Origin of the sequence: Gilliamella sp. B3892, assembly GCF_026536305.1 — a bacterium.
In the GTDB taxonomy this organism is placed as follows: domain Bacteria; phylum Pseudomonadota; class Gammaproteobacteria; order Enterobacterales; family Orbaceae; genus Gilliamella.
This window is the reverse complement of record NZ_JAFNOK010000003.1, coordinates 210948-232839: the sequence shown is the minus strand read 5'-3', so window position 1 is coordinate 232839 and position 21892 is coordinate 210948. Positions and strand designations below refer to the sequence as shown.

Sequence of the window (21892 nt, the reverse complement as noted above, 5' to 3'; positions counted from 1 at the left end):
CATCATTTAAAATAGAGAAGAACATAAAATCTTTTCAATAGGAGATAATAAATAAAAGTTTGGAGGTTTTCTTTTAAAAGAATGATTATCGTTGCTTAAAGTTTTCGGTGATTAAATGTGCAATACCGAATCCGAATATACCGCATTAAGAATTAAGCTAGCCCCCAATCTTGTCAAGAAGTTTCAGAAATACCCTACGTTTGAGTATAAAAGTCATCATTTAAAATAGAGAAGAACATAAAATCTTTTCAATAGGAGATAATAAATAAAAGTTTGGAGGTTTTCTTTTAAAAGAATGATTACCATTGTTTATAGTTTTCGGTGATTAAGTGTGCAATACTGAATCCGAATATACCGCATTAAGAATTAAGCTAGCCCCCAATCTTGTCAAGAAGTTTCAGAAATACCCTACGTTTTAGTATAAAAGTCATCATTTAAAATAGAGAAGAACATAAAATCTTTTCAGTTGGAGATAATAAATAAAAGTTTGGAGGTTTTTCTTTTAAAAGAATGATTACCGTTGCTTAAAGTTTTCGGTGATTAAATGTGCAGTGCCGAATCTAATATAGCGCATTAAGAATTCAGCTACCCCCCAATCTTGTCAAGAAGTTTCAGAAATACCCTACGTTTTAGTAAAAAACTTAATACTTGTTGATGTCGGGATTTAATTACTTATTTTTTTGTATGACAGTTTAAGCCGGGTTTTTTGTTAAATAGCTAGAGAAATTTTATTTTTTTAAAAAAATTAAAAAATAATAACCATTATAAATCAAATATTTATAATATTTTTTAATAAATATTATAAATTTTTTAAAATAAGTTGGAACTTTTTGTTATTACCGTTGTCTATATTATCAGATTACGTTAATTCATTTTTTTGCCCTCCACTCATTTTTGAGTGGATTTTTTTTGCCTGTCGTTTGCCTTTAGGCGTCCATGCTCTTTTTAATCAACGTTGCTATTTTCGCTTTAAGTTTTAATCTTTTAAGGCTTTGCATCTTGTGCCATAGCTTGAGAACTAACACTATCTGTCCAATTTTGACAGCTATGAATAAAGTAGTATCATTGTTATCTTTATCAAGGGCTTGAAAAAATTTTAATGCTAATGATTAGAATAAGCGCTTGCCCGCCATATCGACTGTAAGTTAAGAGAATTTCTATGTTATTTTCCAGCCAAACCAAAGGACATCTAATTGCGTTGATGACCGTGTTTCTTTGGGGAACTACCTTTATTGCCACAAAAGTACTGTTGATCGATTTTAAACCCATTGAAATTTTATTTTACCGGTTTGGGTTGGGTTACTTAATGCTTTGGGTTTTGGCGCCACGGATATTTGCTTGGCAAGGATTTAAGCAAGAACTGATGTTTTTGTGCGCCGGGTTTTGTGGTGTAACTTGTTATTTTTTATGTGAGAATATTGCCTTAACTTATACCACCGCCTCAAACGTCGGAGTGATCACAACATTAGCGCCCGTGTTTACTGCACTTTTATCGATCTTCTTTTTAAGAACTGAACGGCCAGCGAAGCGATTTTATATCGGGTGTTTATTTGCTATTTTTGGTGTTGGCTTAATCAGCTTGAATGGTAAATATGTGTTGTCGCTTAATCCTTTGGGTGATCTGCTTGCGGTCGGTGCCTGTTTGTTTTGGGCATGTTATTCAATCTTAACCAAAAAATGCAGTCATTATGGATACAATACAATTTTATTAACACGACGATTCTTTTTCTATGGTTTAGTGATGATGCTCCCGGCGTTATATCTGTTTGATTTTAAATGGGGACTTGATCGCTTCACGCACTCAGCTAATCTTTTTAATATCCTATTTTTAGGCGTAGGGGCTTCGGCGATCTGTTTTGCTTCCTGGAATTATGCAGTGAAATTAGTTGGTGCCGTAAAAATTAGTATCTACCTGTATTTAGTGCCAATTTTGACTATTATTGCCGCAGTTATGATGTTAAATGAGCCTTTTACATGGATTGCCGCTATCGGTACGTTATCAACCCTTATTGGGGTATTGTTATCGGAAGGAAAATTCAGATTCACTAAGCATTGATCTAATCAATCAAATAAGTGACTACAAGGGGCTTGTGCCCCTTTTTACTGTATGTTAAGGCGTTATGCGTTTATCGATTGCGTCCATAATGATTTGCCCGAGGTGGGGGTAGTTATTATCAAAATGGTGACCGCCGGGGAGTTTGACTGCTTCGCCTTTCATTTGTGGTTGCAGACATCCGGTTTCGTCTTGTTCTTCCTCGCCATAGATGCAAAAGAGTTTATTAGCCGGAATTTTATCGACTTCCGGTGCTGTTTTCATCTCTTGACCGGATTGTCCTAGCCAGCCGCTGATCTCAATTTCAAAGTTAGCATCTTTGGAAAAGGCGATCAAAACCAAAGCTTGTACGGCTTGTTGATCTTGTGGTGATAAGCGATTATAAAGTGCCGGTAAGATATCACCGCCGAACGAATAGCCAGCCAGTACAAAGCGCTTTGTGCCCCATTTATCACGGTATTGTTGCATTAAATGGGCTAAATCTTTGCTACTGCGCTCGACTGAACGATGTTGCCAAAATAGTTTTAATGCATCTACGCCAACCACCGAATAACCATTTGACGCCATATATTCGGCGGATACTTTGTCTAAATCCCGCCAACCACCGTCACCGGAATAGTAGAAAGTGACGGTTTCCGGGTGAGCTTGTTTATCTTTAGCGGGCAATTCAATGACCGGCAATTGTTCATGCTCGCCATATAAAATTGATGATAAATGTAAACTTAATAACTCAACCGGCGAGGCCTGATACTCACCAATAGACGTTGTGACATTAATCTTTTTTTGTTCACGAGGAAACACAGCCACAGCTTCATCGGGTGGGTTGTTCCAAATCACTTGCCAAATGCCATGGCTGGCTTGAGAGGGTAATGGGGCATCACAATCTTTATGGTCTAGTGTGAACTCAATTGATAGCGCTTTGGCATTATCATTTGGTTGCTTAGTTAACCAGCGATAGGCAAACGCTGCGCCTTCTTGCATACCGGCGACCACATAGTGGCTCTCGTTTAGGATTTTTTTAGCTTGATCAAAGCGGTTTTGCTGCTCAAGGCAACTGGCATTTGGTTTTAATTCAAATTGTACCAGTTTTGCCCCCGTGCTTTTAGATAAATCAAGCAGTTGTTGAGCGCTGAAATGGTTTTCTTCGGTAGCAACAATGATAGCAGCGGCTTCCGCTGATGTTTTCGGTGTTGCTGATAATACTGAAAAATTCGAGTCAATGGTTATTGTATTGACTGAAGCGCTTTGCCGTTTTTTATAATAATACAGACCAGCAAAGACAAGTAACGTAATGAGCACCAGCATCAAAAACAGTAAAATATAGCGTAATGTCTTTTTCATATTATGACTTCTTACCTTTTTTTAATCCGGTAATACCACCTGAAATCAGTATGGTGGTATCAATAAGGGCAACTAAAGGATCGAGCCCGGTCGGAACAGCCATATAACGTGGCTCCCAATGTGTGGCAAACTTATCTTTGAATCGCCTTAATCCTTGAAAGTTATAAAAGCGTCCACCACGGCGAAAGACTAATGCGCCTAATCGTTGGATTATCGGTGCGCCTCGGCGCCGTTGCATTCCGGCCAGCGGTACCATGCCTAAACTAAAATATTTAAATCCTTTTTGTTGATAATGCAAAATCAAGCCAACCATTAAAAATTCCATAGTCAGTTTTGGAATATCTTGCACAACTGGCATTAAATCGATGCTTGCTGAGTAATGTTGGTCAGTTTCAAGTAAGTTCACAAAGGCAATAATGCGCCCTTGATACTCAATGGTGGCAATGGTGAAACGATCTAAATATTGTTTAGAAAAAGAGCCTAACGAGAATTTTTTTTCTTTGGTATGCTTATTGCTCAGCCAGGCATCCGACACGGTTTTTAACTCATCTAACGGAGCAGTACCCGGCGCATAAAATTTAAGACTCAGCCCGTCACGCTGACCACGATTCCATGTGTAACGCAGATCTTTATAGCCTTTTGAGGTTAAGTCAAATTCAGCTAAATTAACTAAAGCCTCTTCCCCCAGTTTAATCGCTTGCAAGCCGATATCCATATAAAAAGGTAAGTTGGCCGCTTTAACGTGGTAAAATACCGGCCGTAAATGATGTTGATCGCATAAATCCCGAAAAGCCCAAATTAACTCAGCTCGCTCACCACTATCACCAATAGGATCGTAAAGGGTAACCATGCTTCGTCTACGTTTGGCATACATGATAAAAGCGGTTTGTGTTTGGTTAAATAACAGCGATTTATCGGCATTCATGGCAAGCAAACCTTCCGGCTGTTTGGAATTGAGGATGATTTGATAAGCTTTATTTAACTCCTCTTGCTTCGGCAGATTGATAACCGGTAACGAAGGTCGAAATAGCCAATAGAGCATGATACAGGTGAGTAGAATAAAGCTTGCTAACGCCATTTTTAATCCTCGAGGTGCTTGACTATCTAACTCAAATTGCCACCACAAAGATTGGTTATAAGGCGCGTTTTGGTAGATAAATAGTGTCAACCAAACCAACAGAGCAATCAAACAAAAACAGATTGCAAAGGATTTCAATGAATAAGGTAAAACTCGCAATCGGCTTTTACGATAAAAGGTCGTTCTAAACTTAATCAATAATAAGGTTATAGCGGATAAAAAACTGGTTTCAATCCAATGCAGTCCACTTAACAGCGAGCAACAGCTACCTAAAACCAATAAAATAATCGACACGTTCCAAGCGCTATATAGTCTGCGACGTAGCCCCATTGCCAGCAGTAAACACAGTACACCAATTAAACTGGCGCTTAAGTGGGCAAGGTTGACCACTTTATTTGGTATGAGAGTGGTGACAAATGGATGATTGTACCCGGGGATGATGCTGGAAAACATCATCACCACGCCGGCAACAAAGATTAAAACCGCCATAATGGCTGCGGCAATGCCGGTTTCGTTTTCGTCAACTTGCGGAGCGGTTAAAAATTGTTTGCCTTCGTTGATTAACAACAAAATACCGGCCGGAATCAGTGGTAAAAGGATATAAATAATTCGATAAATGATGAGTGCAACGGTTAATTGCGCTGCGCCAATGTGCGATGAAAATGCCGCTAACATAATGGCTTCAAATATCCCAACACCACCGGGAACATGACTTAATACCCCAGCGACTAATGCAATAATATAGATCATAATAAAGGTGATAAAGTTGGGCTGATTGGGGATAAGAAAGTAGAGAATGGCTCCGGCTAATAGGACATCAAATAATGTGATGAGAAACTGACAACTTGCCAGCTTTAAGTTAGGCAGGCGGATTGACCAGTGTAAAAATTGAAATAATTGACTATCTGGATTTGGTCTTTGGGTTAGTCGATGACAATATAAATAGAGTAACAGCCCGGCATAAAGCCCAACAACGCCACCAGCAATAAGCCAAACCTGTCCCGCCGACAAATGCAAAGCTAACATGGTGTCGTGGGGGTGAATTAATGCTGCAACGGCGGCGAGCAGTGGTAAGGTAAAACCTAACGACAAAGTGACGAAAATTGACATTCTGGCAACATCAATGGTGGTTAAACCATACTTAAAATAGAGCCGGCAACGGATTGCACCGCCGGATAACGCCGATAACCCAACGGCATTGCCTATGGCTGATGCACAAATGCCACCGACTGCAATAGTTGATCGTTTCAAATCCACGCCGGCATAGCGAGCGGCTGACCATTCATAGCATATCAGCATAATATAACTCCCCATCGCTGACAGACAGGCAAACAGCACCGCACGAAATGAAAGCTTATCAAAAGCATTTTTGATATCTTGCAGATTAATTGTTTTTAACAGTTCCCAACAAACGATTAACGCAACAAAAAAAATAGATAAGGCTAGAAGTAAAGCTAAAAATTGACGATAGCGAGTGAAGTCTTCTATCAATTGCCATGGCAAAACTTTACGCGCTGAAATTTTCACTTAATCAACTCCAAAAATCTGCTTCGATGAAATTTAGGTTTGGCATTCTAACGCTCGCTATTGATGAAAACAATCAAGGGAAAATTAAAGAAAATATAAAAAAAACATTAATTACTGTCGGTTTTTAATGGTTATTGTTTATTTATTGTGCGGTTTTATTGTTGAATCTGAATTTTACGTATTATTTTCATTTGTCCAATTAGCCTATTATTAGCTTAATATTATTCAATGATAAGGCTTTTAGCGATAGGTTACAGTTTGCTATAATTTGCTTAAATTTATTTAATAAACTGTAAATGGTGTCTGTTGAGTCAACATTGCGATAATTTCCTTCATTTATCGCTCACGATTTGTTGCTTTTATAACGTTAATCCAACCGAATATTTAACCGTTATCATTTTTATAAACTTATGAATACAAAATTAGCTGCCCGAATAAACGACCAACAACAATCTGTGATAGTAGCGGTGCAATCCTATGTTGCGCAAAAGTTAGCCCATGATTTTTCCGGGCATGATATTGCGCATATTGAGCGAGTGGTCAGCTTGGCACAGGCAATATTGATTAACGAATCTAACGCCGATGCTTTTATCGTGATATTGAGCGCCTATTTACATGATGTGATTGACGAAAAAGTGGTTGCTGATGTTAATCAAGCGGTGAGTGAATTGCGGGATTATTTATTTTCGCTAAACTTAACACAAACACAAATCAATCAGATTTTCGATATTATCGAAAATATGTCTTATCGAAAAAACTTAAGTTCAGTAAAAAAATTATCGCTCGAAGGGCAGATTGTTCAAGATGCTGATCGTTTAGACGCCATTGGCGCAATTGGTATTGGTCGAACTTTTTATTATGGTGGTAACAGGCATAATATTATGCACAATCCTACCATATCACCCCGAACGCAACTTAACGAAGATAACTACAAACAACCTAACACGGTCATCAATCATTTTTATGAAAAGCTTTTTTTACTGAAAGATATGCTCAATACAACCACAGCGAAACAGCTAGCAAAACAGCGGCACGAGTTTATGCTTCAGTTCGTTAACCAGTTTGAAAAAGAGTGGCGAGGGGAGGCATAGCGCTATTAAGTTTAATTCATTGAATATATCTATCATGTCGTTATAATTAATTAAGTTATAAAATAATGGGTAAAGGAGCGGGCAATGAATTTATCTATCAATACTAAAATAGATTTGGGCAACAATGTTGCCATGCAGCAGCTTGGTTTTGGTACCTATAAATTAACCGATTTAGATCAGGTAATAAAGGCGGTAAACACTGCCACTAAGGTTGGGTACCGTTCATTCGATACTGCTGAGCTTTATCAAAATGAAAAACAGCTTGGGCAGGCGATTAAGCAATGTGGTGTTGACCGAAAAGATTTATTTATCACCTCCAAAATCAGCAATCAAAATCAAGGATATGAAAAAACCTTAGCTGGTTATGAACAAACGTTGAAAGATCTCCAACTTGATTATCTTGATCTGTTTTTAGTGCACTGGCCACTTAATAGTACCTTTTTTGAAACGTGGCGAGCGTTTGAAAAACTTTATGAAGAAAAGCGTGTCAGGGCAATTGGTGTCTGTAATTTTCATATTTCGCATTTAGAACTTTTAGCCAGTCAAGCCAATATCAAACCTATGATTAATCAAATTGAGATCCACCCTTATTTAACGCAAATTGATTTAGTCCGCTATTTGCACCAGCATGATATCGCCATTGAAGCTTGGTCCCCTTTAGCTCGCAATAAAGTATTGAGTGATCCGCTATTGGTGAATATTGGCGATCGGTATAATAAATCGGTGTCACAAGTCACTTTACGCTGGCATTTACAAAATGGCTATATCGTCATTCCAAAATCATCGCACCCCGATCGGATTGCTGAAAATGCTAATATTTATGATTTTGAGTTAACGGCTGATGAGATGCGTAAAATCAACTGTTTAAATCAAAATTATCGCACTGGCCCAAATCCCGATGATGTTTATACTAAAAATGGCTTTTAAAATGACGCTGATGCGCTTAACGGACTTTAGTTAAGCGCACTTTTACTATACCGGAACTGGCGCCCCCACTAACGATAGCACAATCGGCAGTGTAATTAAGCTCAATAACGTGCTGACCAGCGTCGCACTGGAGACCAACTCAGGGTGCGTATCAAATTGTACTGACATTAATGTCGTATTGGCGGCACTTGGCATAGCGGCTAATACCACTAATACTTGCTTATAAACCGGTAAAATCGGTAAATAATAGACCATTATGCTTGCCACAATCGGTGAAATGACCATACGGGTGATTAACGAAAACGACAGTTTAGGATAATCGAGTTGTTTAATGTGTATCTTAGCAAGCTGCATACCTAAAATAATCATAATCACCACAATGGATGAATCACCAATCATATTAATTGAGGTCATAATCGATTTGGATAATGGGATATGACACAGCTGAAAAATAATCCCCAAAAGTGCTCCATAAGCCACTGGCATGCGGATAACTTTATTAATCACATCTTTTTGACTGACGATATCGCTACGAGAACTACCTTTAGCGGCATAATAGATACCCACGGTGCTCATCACAAATTGTTGCAACACCATCATAATCACGCCTAAATCAAAGCCAACCGCGCCAAAAAAGACCAACAATACCGGCGTACCATAATTGCCATTATTCATAAAACATGAACTTAAAATCATCGCACACCGCTCTTTGGTCGAATATTTCATTATCACCGACCAAATCGAGACAATCGCCACTAATGACAGGCAAAGCCCAAAGATATACATCACATAAAATAGATAATCAGTGGTGAGGGTATGGGTGTAGAAAGTTTTAAATGCCAAAAAAGGCGAAAGCACATACAGTGACATTTTAGACAGATTAGCCACATCAAATTTTAAGATTTTTTGGGCGATAAAGCCGACAATAAAAATACAAAAAATAGGGAATAAAATGATAAAAAATTGCATAAATAATATCTTTATTTGTTAACTAGCTTATTGAATCAATCGCATTGATGATAGATTCACGTAAATCATGGCAAGTTTTATCATCAAGCGCTTTATTGTGTTTATCGGTTAAGATAAACAGATCTTCGATATGTTCACCAATGGTGGCAATTTTAGCACTACTTAATGACAAATCTAAATTGGCAAACACTTCACCGACGCAAGCAAGCAAGCCGGGTTTATCAAGGGCAATCAGCTCCATATAAGTTTGGCTATCATTAAACGCTGATAAAAAGTTAACTTGCGTTGGGATTGAAAACGATCGCAATCTTTGTTTTGGTGGTTTGATCCTTACCCCTTTATAAACCGGTTGTTGTAATGCCTTTTCAAGTGCGGTGATGATATCTTGATGCCGATTTTTTTGTACCGTTTGCCCGTTCGGCTCTAAGACGATGAAGGTGTCGAGGGCAAAGCCTTTTTTGTTGGTGATAATTAAGGCATCATGAATATTTAAGTTAAGTTTACTGAGCGTATTGCAAGCGGTTGCAAACAGATAAGGTCTATCAGGCGAGTAGATAATAATTTCCGTTCCGCCATGATAAGGCGCCGGATTGATTGATACCAAGGTTTGGTTTAAATCATGGTTTAACAAAATTTGCGCGTGCCACACGATCTGTTCGGTACTGTAACGCAAAAAGTAGTCGACCCGATAATCTTGCCAAAGATCATTGATTGCCGGCTCAGAAAAGTGTTGCTCAAGCAGCATGGTTAATGCATCTTGCTTATGTTGCCTTGCAATACTACGTTGCTGAGGTATTTGGTGAATGCCGGTATCAAACGAGCGTTTAGCGGTTAAATACAGTTCACGTAGTAGACTCTGTTTCCAGCTATTCCATAACGTTTCATTGGTGGCACACACATCGGCAACCGTTAAGCAAAGTAGGTATTGCAAACGGCGTTTGCTTTTCACCAATTGTACAAAAGCACGGATAACATCGGGGTCTTGCAAGTCTCGATTTTGCGCGGTGACAGACATTAATAAGTGGTAACGCACCAGCCAGATGATTAGATCGGTATCTTTTGCCTCTAATTGATGTAAATGGCAGAATTTTTCTACCAACTTAGCGCCGATCTCTGAATGATCGCCATGGTGCCCTTTACCAATATCGTGAAATAAACCGGTTATGATTAACAGTTCCGGTTTGGATAATTTGGCTAGCACGGCTGAACTATTGGGGTGCTTGAGTTGACCGGCTTGTGTTTTGAAGCTATCAAGCTCCAGTAACAGGCGAATCGTATGTTCATCCACCGTATAGGCATGAAACAGATCAAACTGCATCATACCGGCAATATGTTTCCAACCCGGTATATAAACCGTTAATATGCCATATTGGTGCATGGGCAATATCGCCTTTTTAATGGCATCCGGGTGTTTAATTATTTGCATAAACAGTGCTCTTGCTTTTGCCTCTTCACAAAGTAGCGAAGTTAAGTGCCTTCTGGCTGAGCGTAATTGTCTAATGGTGTTTGAATAAAGTCCGGTAATTTGTGGATTAAGCAACATGGTATAAAACAGTTGCATAATCATGACCGGATCGTCGTTGAAAATATTATCATTTTTGACGTCGATTAAATTCTCCCGAACTTGAAAATAGTCATCGATATCATAAGGTTTATTATTGGCGTGTTGGGCTAAAATCGATTCATCAAAAAGCTGTAACAGCATTTGATTTAATTCGGTAATATTATGCGCTACACGATAGTAGTCGTGCATCATCTTTTCAACTGGTGTATTGCCTTCGCCTTTATAACCTAGCAAATTAGCAATGCTCAGTTGGCGGTCAAACAGCAGGCGGTTATCATAACGATTTATCACGCTATGCAACGCAAAACGCATTCGCCATAAAAATTTACGGCACGTTTTAAACTCTTCGATATCTTCGGGCGTTAAGTAGTCAAAGTTAGCCACTTTCTGCAAAAACTGATCACCATAATGGCGAATTGCTATCCATTGAATAATTTGCATATCACGCAAACCGCCCGGGCTATTTTTTAAATCCGGTTCAAGATTATAGGTGGTGCTGTGATACTGTTTATGGCGCTCTTTTTGCTCGGCAACTTTTGCCCGATAAAATGCCGCCGAAGGCCAGATTTTATCGCTAAAAATCTGTGCGCTTAGCTCATCTGATAGCGATTGACTACCGACAATTAATCTTGATTCGATTAAGTTGGTCATAATTGTGATATCGTTTTTCGCTTCTTGCAGGCAGGTTTTTAACGTTCTGACGCTATGCCCGATATCTAAATGCAGATCCCAAAGTAAACGCACTAAATGACCTATTTGGTTTTCCAGCTCTTTACTTAGTGCTTGGTCACTTAAGATTAAAATATCAATGTCAGATAGCGGATGTAGTTCTGAGCGGCCATAACCACCAACCGCAATTAATGCAATGCGATTTTTTTTAAACAGTGAAGGAGTTTGTTCGGGAATTTGATAATATCGCCATAAACGCTCAAGCAGCTTATCAATAAATGCACTGCGTAAATGCACTAAGTCATCGATATCAACTTGTTGTTTAAACTGATCAATAGACCATTGCTGAAAGTCATCGAGTTGCTGTTTAAGATAGCTAATATTTATCTGCTCATCGGTAAAATCGAGCGGAGAAATCGGGTAATTCAAATGGGCATCAGTCATAGTTGTCAAATTGATCAAGACAATTGGATGATGATAACGTTACCTGATTTTTAATAACTGTCAAGCTACCGTTAGGGTAAAAATGACCTCAATAAATCTGTATTGATGATAAAAAAGGAACAATTTTTTGTTCCTTTTGACAAGAAGTTTCAGAAAATACCCACGTTTGAGTATAAAGCTATAATTTGAAATCGCTTAAATCATCTTCATTGATTTCAGAATCAATTTGACCCACTAAGTACGAGCTCATTTCAGCTTCTTGTGGGGCAACTTGGACATTGTCTGATACTAGCCAGTTGTTGATCCATGGAATTGGGTTGGATTTTACTTCGTACGGTAATTTTAATCCGACTGCTTGCATGCGGATATTGGTGATATACTCGACATATTGGCATAAGATATCTTTGTTTAAACCAATCATTGAGCCACCTTCAAATAGATACGATGCCCACTCTTTTTCTTGATTGGCGGCTTGTAAGAAGAGATCATAACAATCTTGTTCACACTCTTTGGCAATTTCTGCCATTTCCGGATCGTCTTCGCCACTGCGTAAGGTGTTAATCATAAATTGGGTGCCGGTTAAGTGTAGTGCTTCGTCACGGGCGATAAGTTTGATAATTTTGGCATTACCTTCCATTAATTCCCGTTCAGCAAATGCAAATGAACAAGCAAAGCTGACATAAAAGCGAATCGCTTCAAGGGCATTGACGCTCATTAAGCACAGGTATAGCCGGCGTTTAAGTTCACGTAGGTCGATTGTTACCGTGCGATTGTTAATTGTGTGCTTGCCTTCACCAAATAAGTTGTAATAGCTGGCATAGCTAATTAAATCATCATAATATCCTGCAATGTCGCCGGCACGTTTTTGAATCTCTTTATTCGTCACAATATCGTCAAATACCACTGACGGATCGTTGACAATATTACGAATAATATGCGTGTAAGAGCGAGAGTGGATAGTTTCAGAAAATGACCATGTCTCAACCCATGTTTCAAGTTCGGGGATCGAGATAAGGGGCAATAAAGCCACATTCGGACTACGGCCTTGAATGGAATCAAGTAAGGTTTGATATTTTAAATTACTGATAAAAATATGTTTTTCATGTTCCGGTAGCGCCGCATAGTCGATACGATCTTGCGAAATGTCGACTTCCTCCGGTCGCCAAAAGAATGAAAGTTGTTTTTCGATAAGTTTTTCGAACATCTCATATTTTTGTTGATCGTAACGTGCAACATTAACCGGTTGTCCAAGAAACATCGGCTCTTTAAGTTGATCATTATGCACATGCGAAAAGGTACTGTAATTCATACTCATAACAAAACTCCTAACTGATTTTTAGTTATTTTTACCGCCACCTTTCGACAGTGAAAAGAGGGCAACATCAGGGGAAAGTATCCGTTTCCCCAATACAATGATTAAATGGCTATTTTTTATAGCGTTAGACTAAATCTTACAGGCGCCACCAGCACAACCGTCATCACTTTCAGTAAGTGCAATATCACCTTGAACATCTTCAGCACCGTCACGGGTGTTGTGATAGTAAAGTGTTTTTACGCCGTATTTATAAGCCGTCAATAAATCAGCTAACAGCTGTTTCATCGGTACTTTATCATTCGGGAATTTAGTCGGATCGTAGTTAGTATTAGCTGAAATCGATTGATCGATAAATTTCTGCATAATGCCCACTAACTGTAAATAACCGGTATTATTTGGAATTTGCCAGAGTAATTCATAAAAGTTTTGCAGATCTTTATAGTCAGGCACAACCTGTTTTAAAATCCCGTCTTTTGAGGCTTTTATGCTGACAAAACCTCGTGGCGGCTCAATGCCGTTGGTCGCATTGGAAATTTGTGACGAGGTTTCCGAAGGCATTAAAGCCGATAGGGTTGAGTTGCGTAAACCGTGGGTTTTTATTGATTCACGCAGTGACTCCCAATCATAATGTAATGGCTCTTTGGTTAAGGTATCTAAATCTTGTTTATAAGTATCAATAGGTAAAATACCTTGTGAATAAGTAGTCTGATTAAATAACGGGCAGGCTCCCTTCTCTTTAGCTAAGTTATTCGACGCTTTAAGTAGATAGTACTGCATCGCTTCAAAGGTGCGGTGCGTTAAATTATTGGCGCTGCCGTCAGAATACTTAACACCATGTTTAGCCAGATAGTAAGCATAGTTAATGACACCGATACCTAAAGTGCGACGATTAAGTGAGGAGTTTTTCGCCGCAGGAACAGGGTAATCTTGATAATCAAGTAATGAATCAAGGGCACGCACTGCTAAATCAGCGAGCTCTTCAAAGTCATCAAGCGAATCAATTTTACCCAGATTAAAGGCGGATAAAGTACATAGGGCAATTTCACCATTTTCATCGTTGACATTATTCAGTGGTTTGGTTGGCAACGCAATTTCCATACATAAATTCGATTGATGAACTGGTGCCAGTTGTGCATTGAACGGGCTGTGCGTATTACAATGGTCGACATTTTGGATATAAATCCGCCCGGTTGAAGCACGTTCTTGCATTAATAAAGCAAACAGCTCGACCGCTTTTACTACTCGCTTGCGAATATTGACATCTTGTTCATATTGATGATAAAGCGTTTCAAATTTTGCTTGATCGGCAAAAAATGCATCATACAGACCCGGCACATCAGACGGGCTAAACAGCGTGATATTTTCGTTTTTGATTAAACGCTGATACATCAGTTTATTAATTTGTACGCCATAATCTAAATGACGAACACGGTTTTCTTCAACGCCACGGTTGTTACGTAAAACCAGTAAACTTTCAACTTCTAAATGCCAGATAGGGTAAAACACCGTCGCTGCGCCACCACGTACGCCGCCTTGTGAACAAGATTTCACTGCGGTTTGGAAATATTTATAAAAAGGAATACAACCGGTGTGGAAAGCTTCACCACCACGAATTGAACTGCCTAACGCACGAATACGCCCGGCATTAATGCCAATTCCGGCACGCTGAGACACATATTTTACAATGGCGCTGGCGGTCGCATTAATGGAATCTAAGCTATCATCACACTCAATTAAAACACACGAGCTAAATTGACGGGTTGGGGTACGTACTCCTGCCATAATCGGAGTAGGGAGCGAGATTTTGAATGTCGAAACCGCATCATAAAAACGCTGAATGTAACTAAGGCGGGTTTCTTTAGGGTAATTAGCAAATAAACAGGCCGCCACTAAAATATATAAAAACTGGGCACTTTCATAAATTTCACCGGTTACCCGATTTTGAACTAAGTATTTACCTTCTAACTGTTTTACAGCGGCATAAGAGAAGGTCATATCACGCCAATGGTCGATGATCTTATCCATTTGTTCAAACTCTTCCTGGCTATAATCTTCCAGTAAGTGTTTGTCGTAACGTTCGCTGGCAACCAGTTTTTTGACGTGCTCATAAAGCGGTGGTGGTGTGAATTGGTTATACGCTTTTTTACGTAGATGAAAAATGGCTAAGCGAGCAGCTAAATATTGATAATCCGGCGCATCTTGTGAAATCAAATCAGCAGCGGCTCGGATAATAGTTTCATGAATATCAGAAGTCCTAATGCCGTCATAAAATTGAATATGGGAACGCAATTCGACTTGAGAAACCGACACATTATCTAATCCTTCAGCCGCCCAGGTAATCACTTTATGAATTTTATCCAGATTGATAGGTTCTTTTTGGCCATCCCGCTTAGTGACAAGTATTGATTTGTTCATTTTCCATCCAGTTTGATTGTGAAATTTTTGTATGGGTTATAATAGTTGATAATTATCAAAATATACAATATATAGTGCCTATTAATCATTTAATTACTATATATAGTGTATATATTCATCAATAACGTACCGTTTTTTAATTAAAAAAAAGGCTTTAGCGCTAACCGTGCTCCAATGTTGTTTATTATTCAATTAAATAACAAAGGTAGGTTGGCACAGTAAAAATTCAAAAACTATATTGATAAGAAATACCTATGAATAGCAAACGGTCATTTTATCATTTAAACTTGTTGCCATTTGTTGATTCTTTTTTGATAAACAACTGGCTTATCGTGTTTGGCAATAAGTTCAATATCGTGCTGTTGTTAATGTTTATTGTTCAGACTGACTTTTAGTTGTATTCGGCTGTTTATTATCGTGGTTTTGAACAATATAACACCGGTTATTATTACCGGCGTTAACTTTATATTAAAAACACCGTGATTACTTTTTAGATGATTTATACCGTTGATTTAAGCTAGCTTGATTTTGGGCATCTAACCATGCCAGTTTTTCCGTATAACTCTTTTCTGCCCCGCGAGTTGTGGGGTGATAATATTTACGATCGGCAAGTTCGGGTGGAAAGTAATTCTCACCGGCAGCGAAAGCATTTGGTTCGTCATGAGCATAGCGATACTGATCGCCATAACCTAACTCTTTCATTAATTTTGTTGGCGCATTACGTAAATGTTCCGGCACATCATAATCGGGTTTCGATTGCGCATCTTGCATTGCCTGTTTAAACGCCAGGTATACCGCATTACTTTTTGGGGCACAGGCTAAATAGACAATCGCTTGCGCTATAGCACGTTCGCCCTCCGCTGGTCCAACACGGGTAAAGCAGTCCCAAGCGGCAAGGGCAACTTGCATCGCCCTAGGATCGGCATTTCCGACATCTTCTGAGGCTATCGCTAATAGGCGACGTGCAACATACAGCGGGTCACCGCCTGCTGAAATGATTCTGGCATACCAATAAAGCGCAGCATCGGGCGATGAGCCTCGAATGGATTTGTGCACTGCTGATATCAAATCATAATAACGATCGCCTTGATTATCAAATCTGGCGCTGCGTTCGCCAATAACTTGTTTGAGTAAATCGGTGGTGAGCGCTTGACCGTTAGACATATCAACCAATAGTTCTAACGTATTAAGTGCTCGCCGTGCATCACCGCCGACAAATTCAGCAATTTGCTGTTTAGTCTCTTGCGGTAAAACAATTTGACGATTGCCATAGCCACGCTCAGGATCATCCATCGCTTGTTGTAAAATCTGTTCGATATCTTCATTGGTCAACGATTTGAGTAAGTACACTCTTGCTCGTGATAAGAGTGCTGAATTTAATTCAAATGACGGATTTTCTGTTGTTGCCCCAATAAAAGTAACAGTGCCATTTTCAACATAAGGTAAAAAGGCATCTTGCTGACTTTTATTAAAACGGTGAACTTCATCCACAAATAAAATCGTGCGTATGCCTGCTTGCTGGTTAATTTGGGCACGTGAGATCGCTTCACGGATATCTTTAATTCCCGATGTCACCGCTGAAATGCGTTCTACTTTAGCATTGGCATGGTGAGCAATAATCTCTGCCAGTGTCGTTTTACCGGTGCCCGGTGGTCCCCAAAGAATCATTGAGTGCAAATGCCCGGCTTCAATCGCTTGACGCAATGGCTTATCCTTGCCTAACAGCTGAGTTTGACCAATATATTCAGATAAATTACGTGGACGCATTCGAGCCGCTAATGGCTGAAATTCATCGTGAGTAAATTCAAAAGACATACTAGGCATGGCAAAGAGTGATCCCAATTGGTTAAATGAAAACTATTATATACCTGTTATTAGATAAGTGAAAAAAGAAAAGAAAATATCTTTCCCCACTGACAGAAAAACGGTAATATTTTGAGCTTATTCAGCAGTTGTTTATGAGTTAACCATTGATACCGGATCGAAAATAGAAGGATTGTTTATGAAAAAGTTTTTATTCTTAATAGGGTTATTCGTTAGTGTGTCGGCATTTGCAGGCGATAAGGAATTATTACAACAACGGTTAAATAAGATTGACGGATTTTCTGCCCGATTTACGCAAAAGGTGACAACCGCCGATAATAAACCGGTACAAGACGGTAAAGGTGAATTATGGGTAAACAGACCTTATTATTTCAATTGGACAATGACAGAACCGGATGAAACAATCGTTATTTCCGACGGTAAAAATATGTGGATATATACTCCTGCAGTCCAACAAGTTACCTTGTTAAATTTAAAAAATTCGGTCGATAATCGTTTAATGTTACTTCTTACCGATAGCCATAATGCGATTTGGGATTCCTATCAAGTGAAACGCAAGCAAAATTCATTTACCTTAAAAGCAATCGATGGTTCAAAAAAAGATTTTATTATTTCGGTATTGCCGACCGGTATGGTTTCTGACTTCACCGTTATTGAAGAAGACGGACAACGCAGTTTTTATGATTTATCTAACCAAACTTTAGGGATAGTTAATGCGGATAAATTTAAACTTGTTGTGCCTGGCGGTGTCACAGTTGATGATCAGCGTTAATGGTAATAACTAGCTAATGCTGACTAAATTAAACATTTGGGGCGAGTGCTAACAAACAGCCCCAACTTAAAGCTAAATGATGTTTTATTCATTTAATCAATTAAAATGGCTATTTGATACACTCACTGTCACCGTTTAATGATCTTTTTCATTAATACTCACAACAGGGTTATCGGAAAACAGATAGTGATCTCGTTTGGTTTCAAAATCCTCACTTGCTGCATCAAATAACATTTTTTTGGTGTTCTCCAGATGTTGCCACATGGCTAATTTGGCCGCTTTAGGATCACGGTTAATCAGTGCTTCTAAAATCTTATCATGTTCATCCCACCAGCTATCAATATCTTGTTGTTGTACATGTTCATGTAGCTTTTTCCATAACGGATTTAACATCCGTTGCCGCCATGCCTCTTCAACAATGGTTATCAAAGCAGTATTGCGCGTTATCATGGCGATTTGGGTGTGAAATTTTAAATCCCAGTTGGAGTCACGATAGTGATCTTCTTTTTTCGCATTGTGCTGGATTTCTAACAGCTTAACAATATCATCTTTGGTGATCTGCGTTGCGGCAAATTCAGCAATATTACTCTCTATCAGTTGACGAGCTTGCAACAGTTCAAAGGGACCTGTGGTTGAGAAGTTTAACCCTTGTGACGGGGGTAACATATCGGTTTGTACTGTGTTGGCTATTACATGTATGCCAGACCCTTTACGTGCATCGACATAACCTTCCACTTCCAACATGATAATTGCTTCTCGCACAACTGAACGACTTACTTTAAGCTCTTCACATATCAATCTTTCCGACGGCAGTTTGCTGCCGACAGGGTAATCACCATTGATTATTCGCTTTTTAAGCTCGCTGGCAATAACTTGATAGAGCCGCTGATGTTCGTTTTGTTCTTGGGTCATAATTATCTTGCTAAAAGGTTTAAGTTATCAAGGATCTTAAAATAACATCTAATCGGTTAGAGTTAAATAATATTGCCTGAATTTTTTCGAATAAACAGTATGTTGTTGAACGATTTTAATAAAAAAATAACCGTTTAAATATTAAGGTTATCATTAAAATCTGTGATGTATGTCAACTTTTTTAGTTGTCATACATGTTAATATGCGCCAGAATGTTTGTCGATTTAGGAGTAGTAAAGATGTTAAAAACCATAAAAAATCTGCGTTGGTATATGATAGCTTTAGTTACGATTGGAACCATACTTGGCTATTTAACTCGAAACTCGATTGCGGTTGCCGCTCCAGTTCTTAAAGATGTTATGGGGTTAACCACCCAACAATATTCGTATGTTGTTGCTGCATATTCAGCTTGCTATACGGTAATGCAACCGGTTGCCGGATATGTTTTGGATTTGTTAGGGACACGCGTTGGTTATGCGGTTTTTGCCTTATTATGGTCGGTATTTTGCATCAGCACCGCCTTTTCAACCGGATGGCTTGGGCTGGCTATAACACGTGGCGCTGTCGGTGCTGCTGAAGCGGCAATGATTCCAGCCGGCTTAAAAGCGACAAGTGAATGGTTTCCGGCTAAAGAAAGATCGATTGCCGTTGGCTGGTTTAATTTAGGTTCATCCGTCGGGGCGATGATAGCCCCACCATTGGTTGCCGGCGCAATTTTCTTACACAGTTGGCAGTTAGCCTTTATTATTTGTGGTTTATTAAGTTTTATTTGGGGGCTATTTTGGTTTGCTCTTTATCGACACCCAACCGAACAAAAATATCTATCTGCTGAAGAGCAAAAATATATATTATCCGGTCAAGAAGCTGGTCACCAAACATCCAATAAAGAAAAGTTACCCGCTAAAAAAATTCTCACCACCAGCCGCTTTTGGGGGATTGCCTTACCTCGTTTTTTAGCCGAACCGGCATGGGGAACATTTAATGCATGGATCCCTTTATTTATGTACACCGTTTATCATTTTGATTTAAAACAGATTGCGATTTTTACTTGGTTGCCAATGTTATTTGCCGATTTAGGCTGTATTTTAGGCGGGTATATGTCGCCGTTTTTTCAAAAACATTTTAATGTCAGCTTAGTGAATTCACGTAAATGTGTGGTCACTGTCGGCGCTGTATTGATGATTGCGCCAGGCCTTATGGGGCTGTTTTCCGATCCTTATATCGCTATCATTTTATTTTGTATTGGCGGCTTTGCTCACCAAACCTTATCCGGTGCCCTAATTACCCTGTCATCAGATGTTTTTGGTCGGAACGAAGTTGCCACCGCTAATGGATTTACCGGTATGGCAGCATGGCTTGCCAGTACGATTTTTGCTTTGATTGTTGGGGCACTTGCCGACACGGTCGGTTTTAGTCCGTTGTTTGTGATTTTAACTTGTCTTGATCTTTTAGCTGCGGTAGCGGTGTGGACAATTTTAAAAGCCCCAACAACCAATCAATAACTAATTAAATCAAATCGCCAATCATTTAATCGATTGGCAATCGAATTGCTAAACACTGTTTTTGGAGATGAATATGCGCTTTTTAACCGAAGATTTTTTACTGGATACTGAGTTTTCTCGTCAGCTTTATCATGATTATGCCGCTGATCAACCTATTTTTGACTATCATTGCCATTTACCACCGGAGCAGATCGCTCAAAATTATCAATTCAAAAACTTGTATGACATCTGGTTGAAAGGCGATCATTATAAATGGCGAGCAATGCGCACTAATGGTGTTGCTGAAAAATATTGTACCGGCAGTGATGTTAGCGATTTTGAAAAATTTAAAGCGTGGGCGCAAACTGTGCCACATACCATTGGTAATCCGTTATACCACTGGACACATTTAGAGCTTCGACGTCCGTTTGGCATTGATAATCTCTTACTTTCCCCTGCAACGGCTGAAACAATTTGGAATCAATGTAATGCTATGCTTGAAACAAAAGCATTTTCCGCACGTGGCATTATGGAAAAAATGAACGTTAAAATGGTTGGCACAACTGATGATCCTATCGATGATTTAGCCCACCATAAAACAATTGCGCAAGATAGTTCGTTTACCATTAAAGTGTTACCTAGCTGGCGTCCGGACAAAGCGTTTAATATCGATTCGCCATTTTTTGCTGCTTATATGGAAAAACTATCCGCCGTGGCCGATGTGGCTATTTCAAGCTTCCAATCACTTTGCCAAGCGCTCTCAAAACGTATGGACCATTTTGCCGCTCACGGCTGTAAAGTATCCGATCATGCCCTTGATACGGTGGTTTATGAGCAAGCGAGCGAAACAGAGCTCGATGCGATTTTAACTAAGCGCCTTGCCGGTAGTGAGCTAAGTGCAAAAGAGGTCGCACAATTTAAAACCGCTGTGCTTATCTTTTTAGGTTTTGAATATAACAAGCGTGAGTGGGTACAACAGTACCATATCGGCGCATTGCGCAATAACAATACTCGCATGTTTAACTTAATGGGCGCCGATATCGGCTTTGATTCAATCAATGATTCCCCTGTCGCCCAGCCACTTTCTCGATTGTTGGATGCACAAGCGAAAGAAAATGCATTACCAAAAACGATTTTATATTGTTTAAACCCTTCTGATAACGAAGTTCTTGGCACCATGATTGGTAATTTTCAAGGTGAAGGCGTTGCCGGCAAGATGCAATTTGGTTCCGGTTGGTGGTTCAATGATCAGAAAGACGGCATGATTCGTCAAATGACTCAATTAGCCCAGCTAGGCTTATTAAGTCGTTTTGTCGGTATGTTAACCGATAGTCGTAGTTTCCTTTCTTATACTCGTCATGAATATTTTAGACGTATTTTGTGTCGTATGGTTGGTCGTTGGGTCGAAGACGGCGAAGCACCTCGTGATATCGAGTTATTAGGCCAAATGGTGAAAAACATTAGCTTTGATAATGCCAAAAACTATTTTGGTATCGAGCTCAATTAACAA

General features: G+C 39.3%; 14 protein-coding genes. 6 read left to right on the top strand and 8 right to left on the bottom strand.

Annotation, left to right across the window (positions count from 1 at the left end; genetic code table 11):
• Positions 1-1159: 1159 nt before the first annotated feature.
• Complete coding sequence (locus J3U74_RS05295; RefSeq protein WP_267328677.1) at positions 1160-2056, top strand: DMT family transporter; 897 nt, start codon at positions 1160-1162, stop codon at positions 2054-2056.
• Between the two features lie 54 nt (positions 2057-2110).
• Here the strand turns inward: J3U74_RS05295 and J3U74_RS05290 are convergent, their stop codons facing one another.
• On the bottom strand, positions 2111-3394 hold the full coding sequence (locus tag J3U74_RS05290; protein WP_267328676.1) for a virulence factor family protein: 1284 nt from the start codon (positions 3392-3394) through the stop codon (positions 2111-2113).
• Position 3395: 1 nt separating this feature from the next.
• Positions 3396-5999 carry a bifunctional lysylphosphatidylglycerol flippase/synthetase MprF gene (gene mprF, locus J3U74_RS05285; RefSeq protein WP_267328675.1) on the bottom strand — a complete coding sequence of 868 codons (2604 nt, stop codon included), beginning with the start codon at positions 5997-5999 and terminating at the stop codon, positions 3396-3398.
• 410 nt (positions 6000-6409) lie between these two features.
• Between mprF and J3U74_RS05280 the strand changes: the two genes are divergently transcribed.
• Positions 6410-7090 (top strand): HD domain-containing protein, encoded by a 681-nt coding sequence (locus J3U74_RS05280; RefSeq protein ID WP_267328674.1) that lies wholly within the window; start codon positions 6410-6412, stop codon positions 7088-7090.
• Between the two features lie 84 nt (positions 7091-7174).
• Complete coding sequence (locus J3U74_RS05275) at positions 7175-8017, top strand: aldo/keto reductase (RefSeq protein ID WP_220218913.1); 843 nt, start codon at positions 7175-7177, stop codon at positions 8015-8017.
• A gap of 45 nt (positions 8018-8062) precedes the next feature.
• Here the strand turns inward: J3U74_RS05275 and J3U74_RS05270 are convergent, their stop codons facing one another.
• The 5 genes from J3U74_RS05270 to J3U74_RS05250 all read right to left on the bottom strand — a co-directional run bounded on the left by J3U74_RS05270 (position 8063) and on the right by J3U74_RS05250 (position 17217).
• Entirely contained in the window at positions 8063-8986 is a 924-nt protein-coding gene (locus J3U74_RS05270) for an AEC family transporter (protein ID WP_220218914.1), read from the bottom strand.
• A gap of 22 nt (positions 8987-9008) precedes the next feature.
• Complete coding sequence (gene glnD / locus J3U74_RS05265; RefSeq protein ID WP_267328689.1) at positions 9009-11663, bottom strand: bifunctional uridylyltransferase/uridylyl-removing protein GlnD; 2655 nt, start codon at positions 11661-11663, stop codon at positions 9009-9011.
• A 178-nt stretch (positions 11664-11841) separates the two neighbouring features.
• Positions 11842-12972: a class Ia ribonucleoside-diphosphate reductase subunit beta gene (gene nrdB / locus J3U74_RS05260; RefSeq protein WP_366518653.1), complete on the bottom strand. Its 1131-nt coding sequence runs from the start codon at positions 12970-12972 to the stop codon at positions 11842-11844.
• 135 nt (positions 12973-13107) lie between these two features.
• Complete coding sequence (gene nrdA / locus J3U74_RS05255; RefSeq protein ID WP_220218917.1) at positions 13108-15393, bottom strand: class 1a ribonucleoside-diphosphate reductase subunit alpha; 2286 nt, start codon at positions 15391-15393, stop codon at positions 13108-13110.
• A 483-nt stretch (positions 15394-15876) separates the two neighbouring features.
• Positions 15877-17217, bottom strand: coding sequence for a replication-associated recombination protein A (locus J3U74_RS05250; protein ID WP_267328673.1), 1341 nt, complete (start codon positions 17215-17217; stop codon positions 15877-15879).
• 178 nt (positions 17218-17395) lie between these two features.
• Between J3U74_RS05250 and lolA the strand changes: the two genes are divergently transcribed.
• Entirely contained in the window at positions 17396-17989 is a 594-nt protein-coding gene (lolA, locus tag J3U74_RS05245; RefSeq protein WP_267328672.1) for an outer membrane lipoprotein chaperone LolA, read from the top strand.
• A gap of 135 nt (positions 17990-18124) precedes the next feature.
• On the opposite strand, the gene exuR is transcribed toward lolA, so the two are convergent.
• Positions 18125-18901, bottom strand: a complete 777-nt coding sequence (exuR, locus tag J3U74_RS05240; RefSeq protein ID WP_267328671.1) for a transcriptional regulator ExuR — start codon at positions 18899-18901, stop codon at positions 18125-18127.
• Positions 18902-19140: 239 nt separating this feature from the next.
• On the opposite strand from exuR, the gene J3U74_RS05235 reads away from it, so the two are divergent.
• Positions 19141-20403 (top strand): MFS transporter, encoded by a 1263-nt coding sequence (locus J3U74_RS05235; protein ID WP_220218921.1) that lies wholly within the window; start codon positions 19141-19143, stop codon positions 20401-20403.
• Positions 20404-20476: 73 nt separating this feature from the next.
• Positions 20477-21889 (top strand): glucuronate isomerase, encoded by a 1413-nt coding sequence (uxaC, locus tag J3U74_RS05230; protein ID WP_267328670.1) that lies wholly within the window; start codon positions 20477-20479, stop codon positions 21887-21889.
• Positions 21890-21892 lie beyond the last annotated feature (3 nt).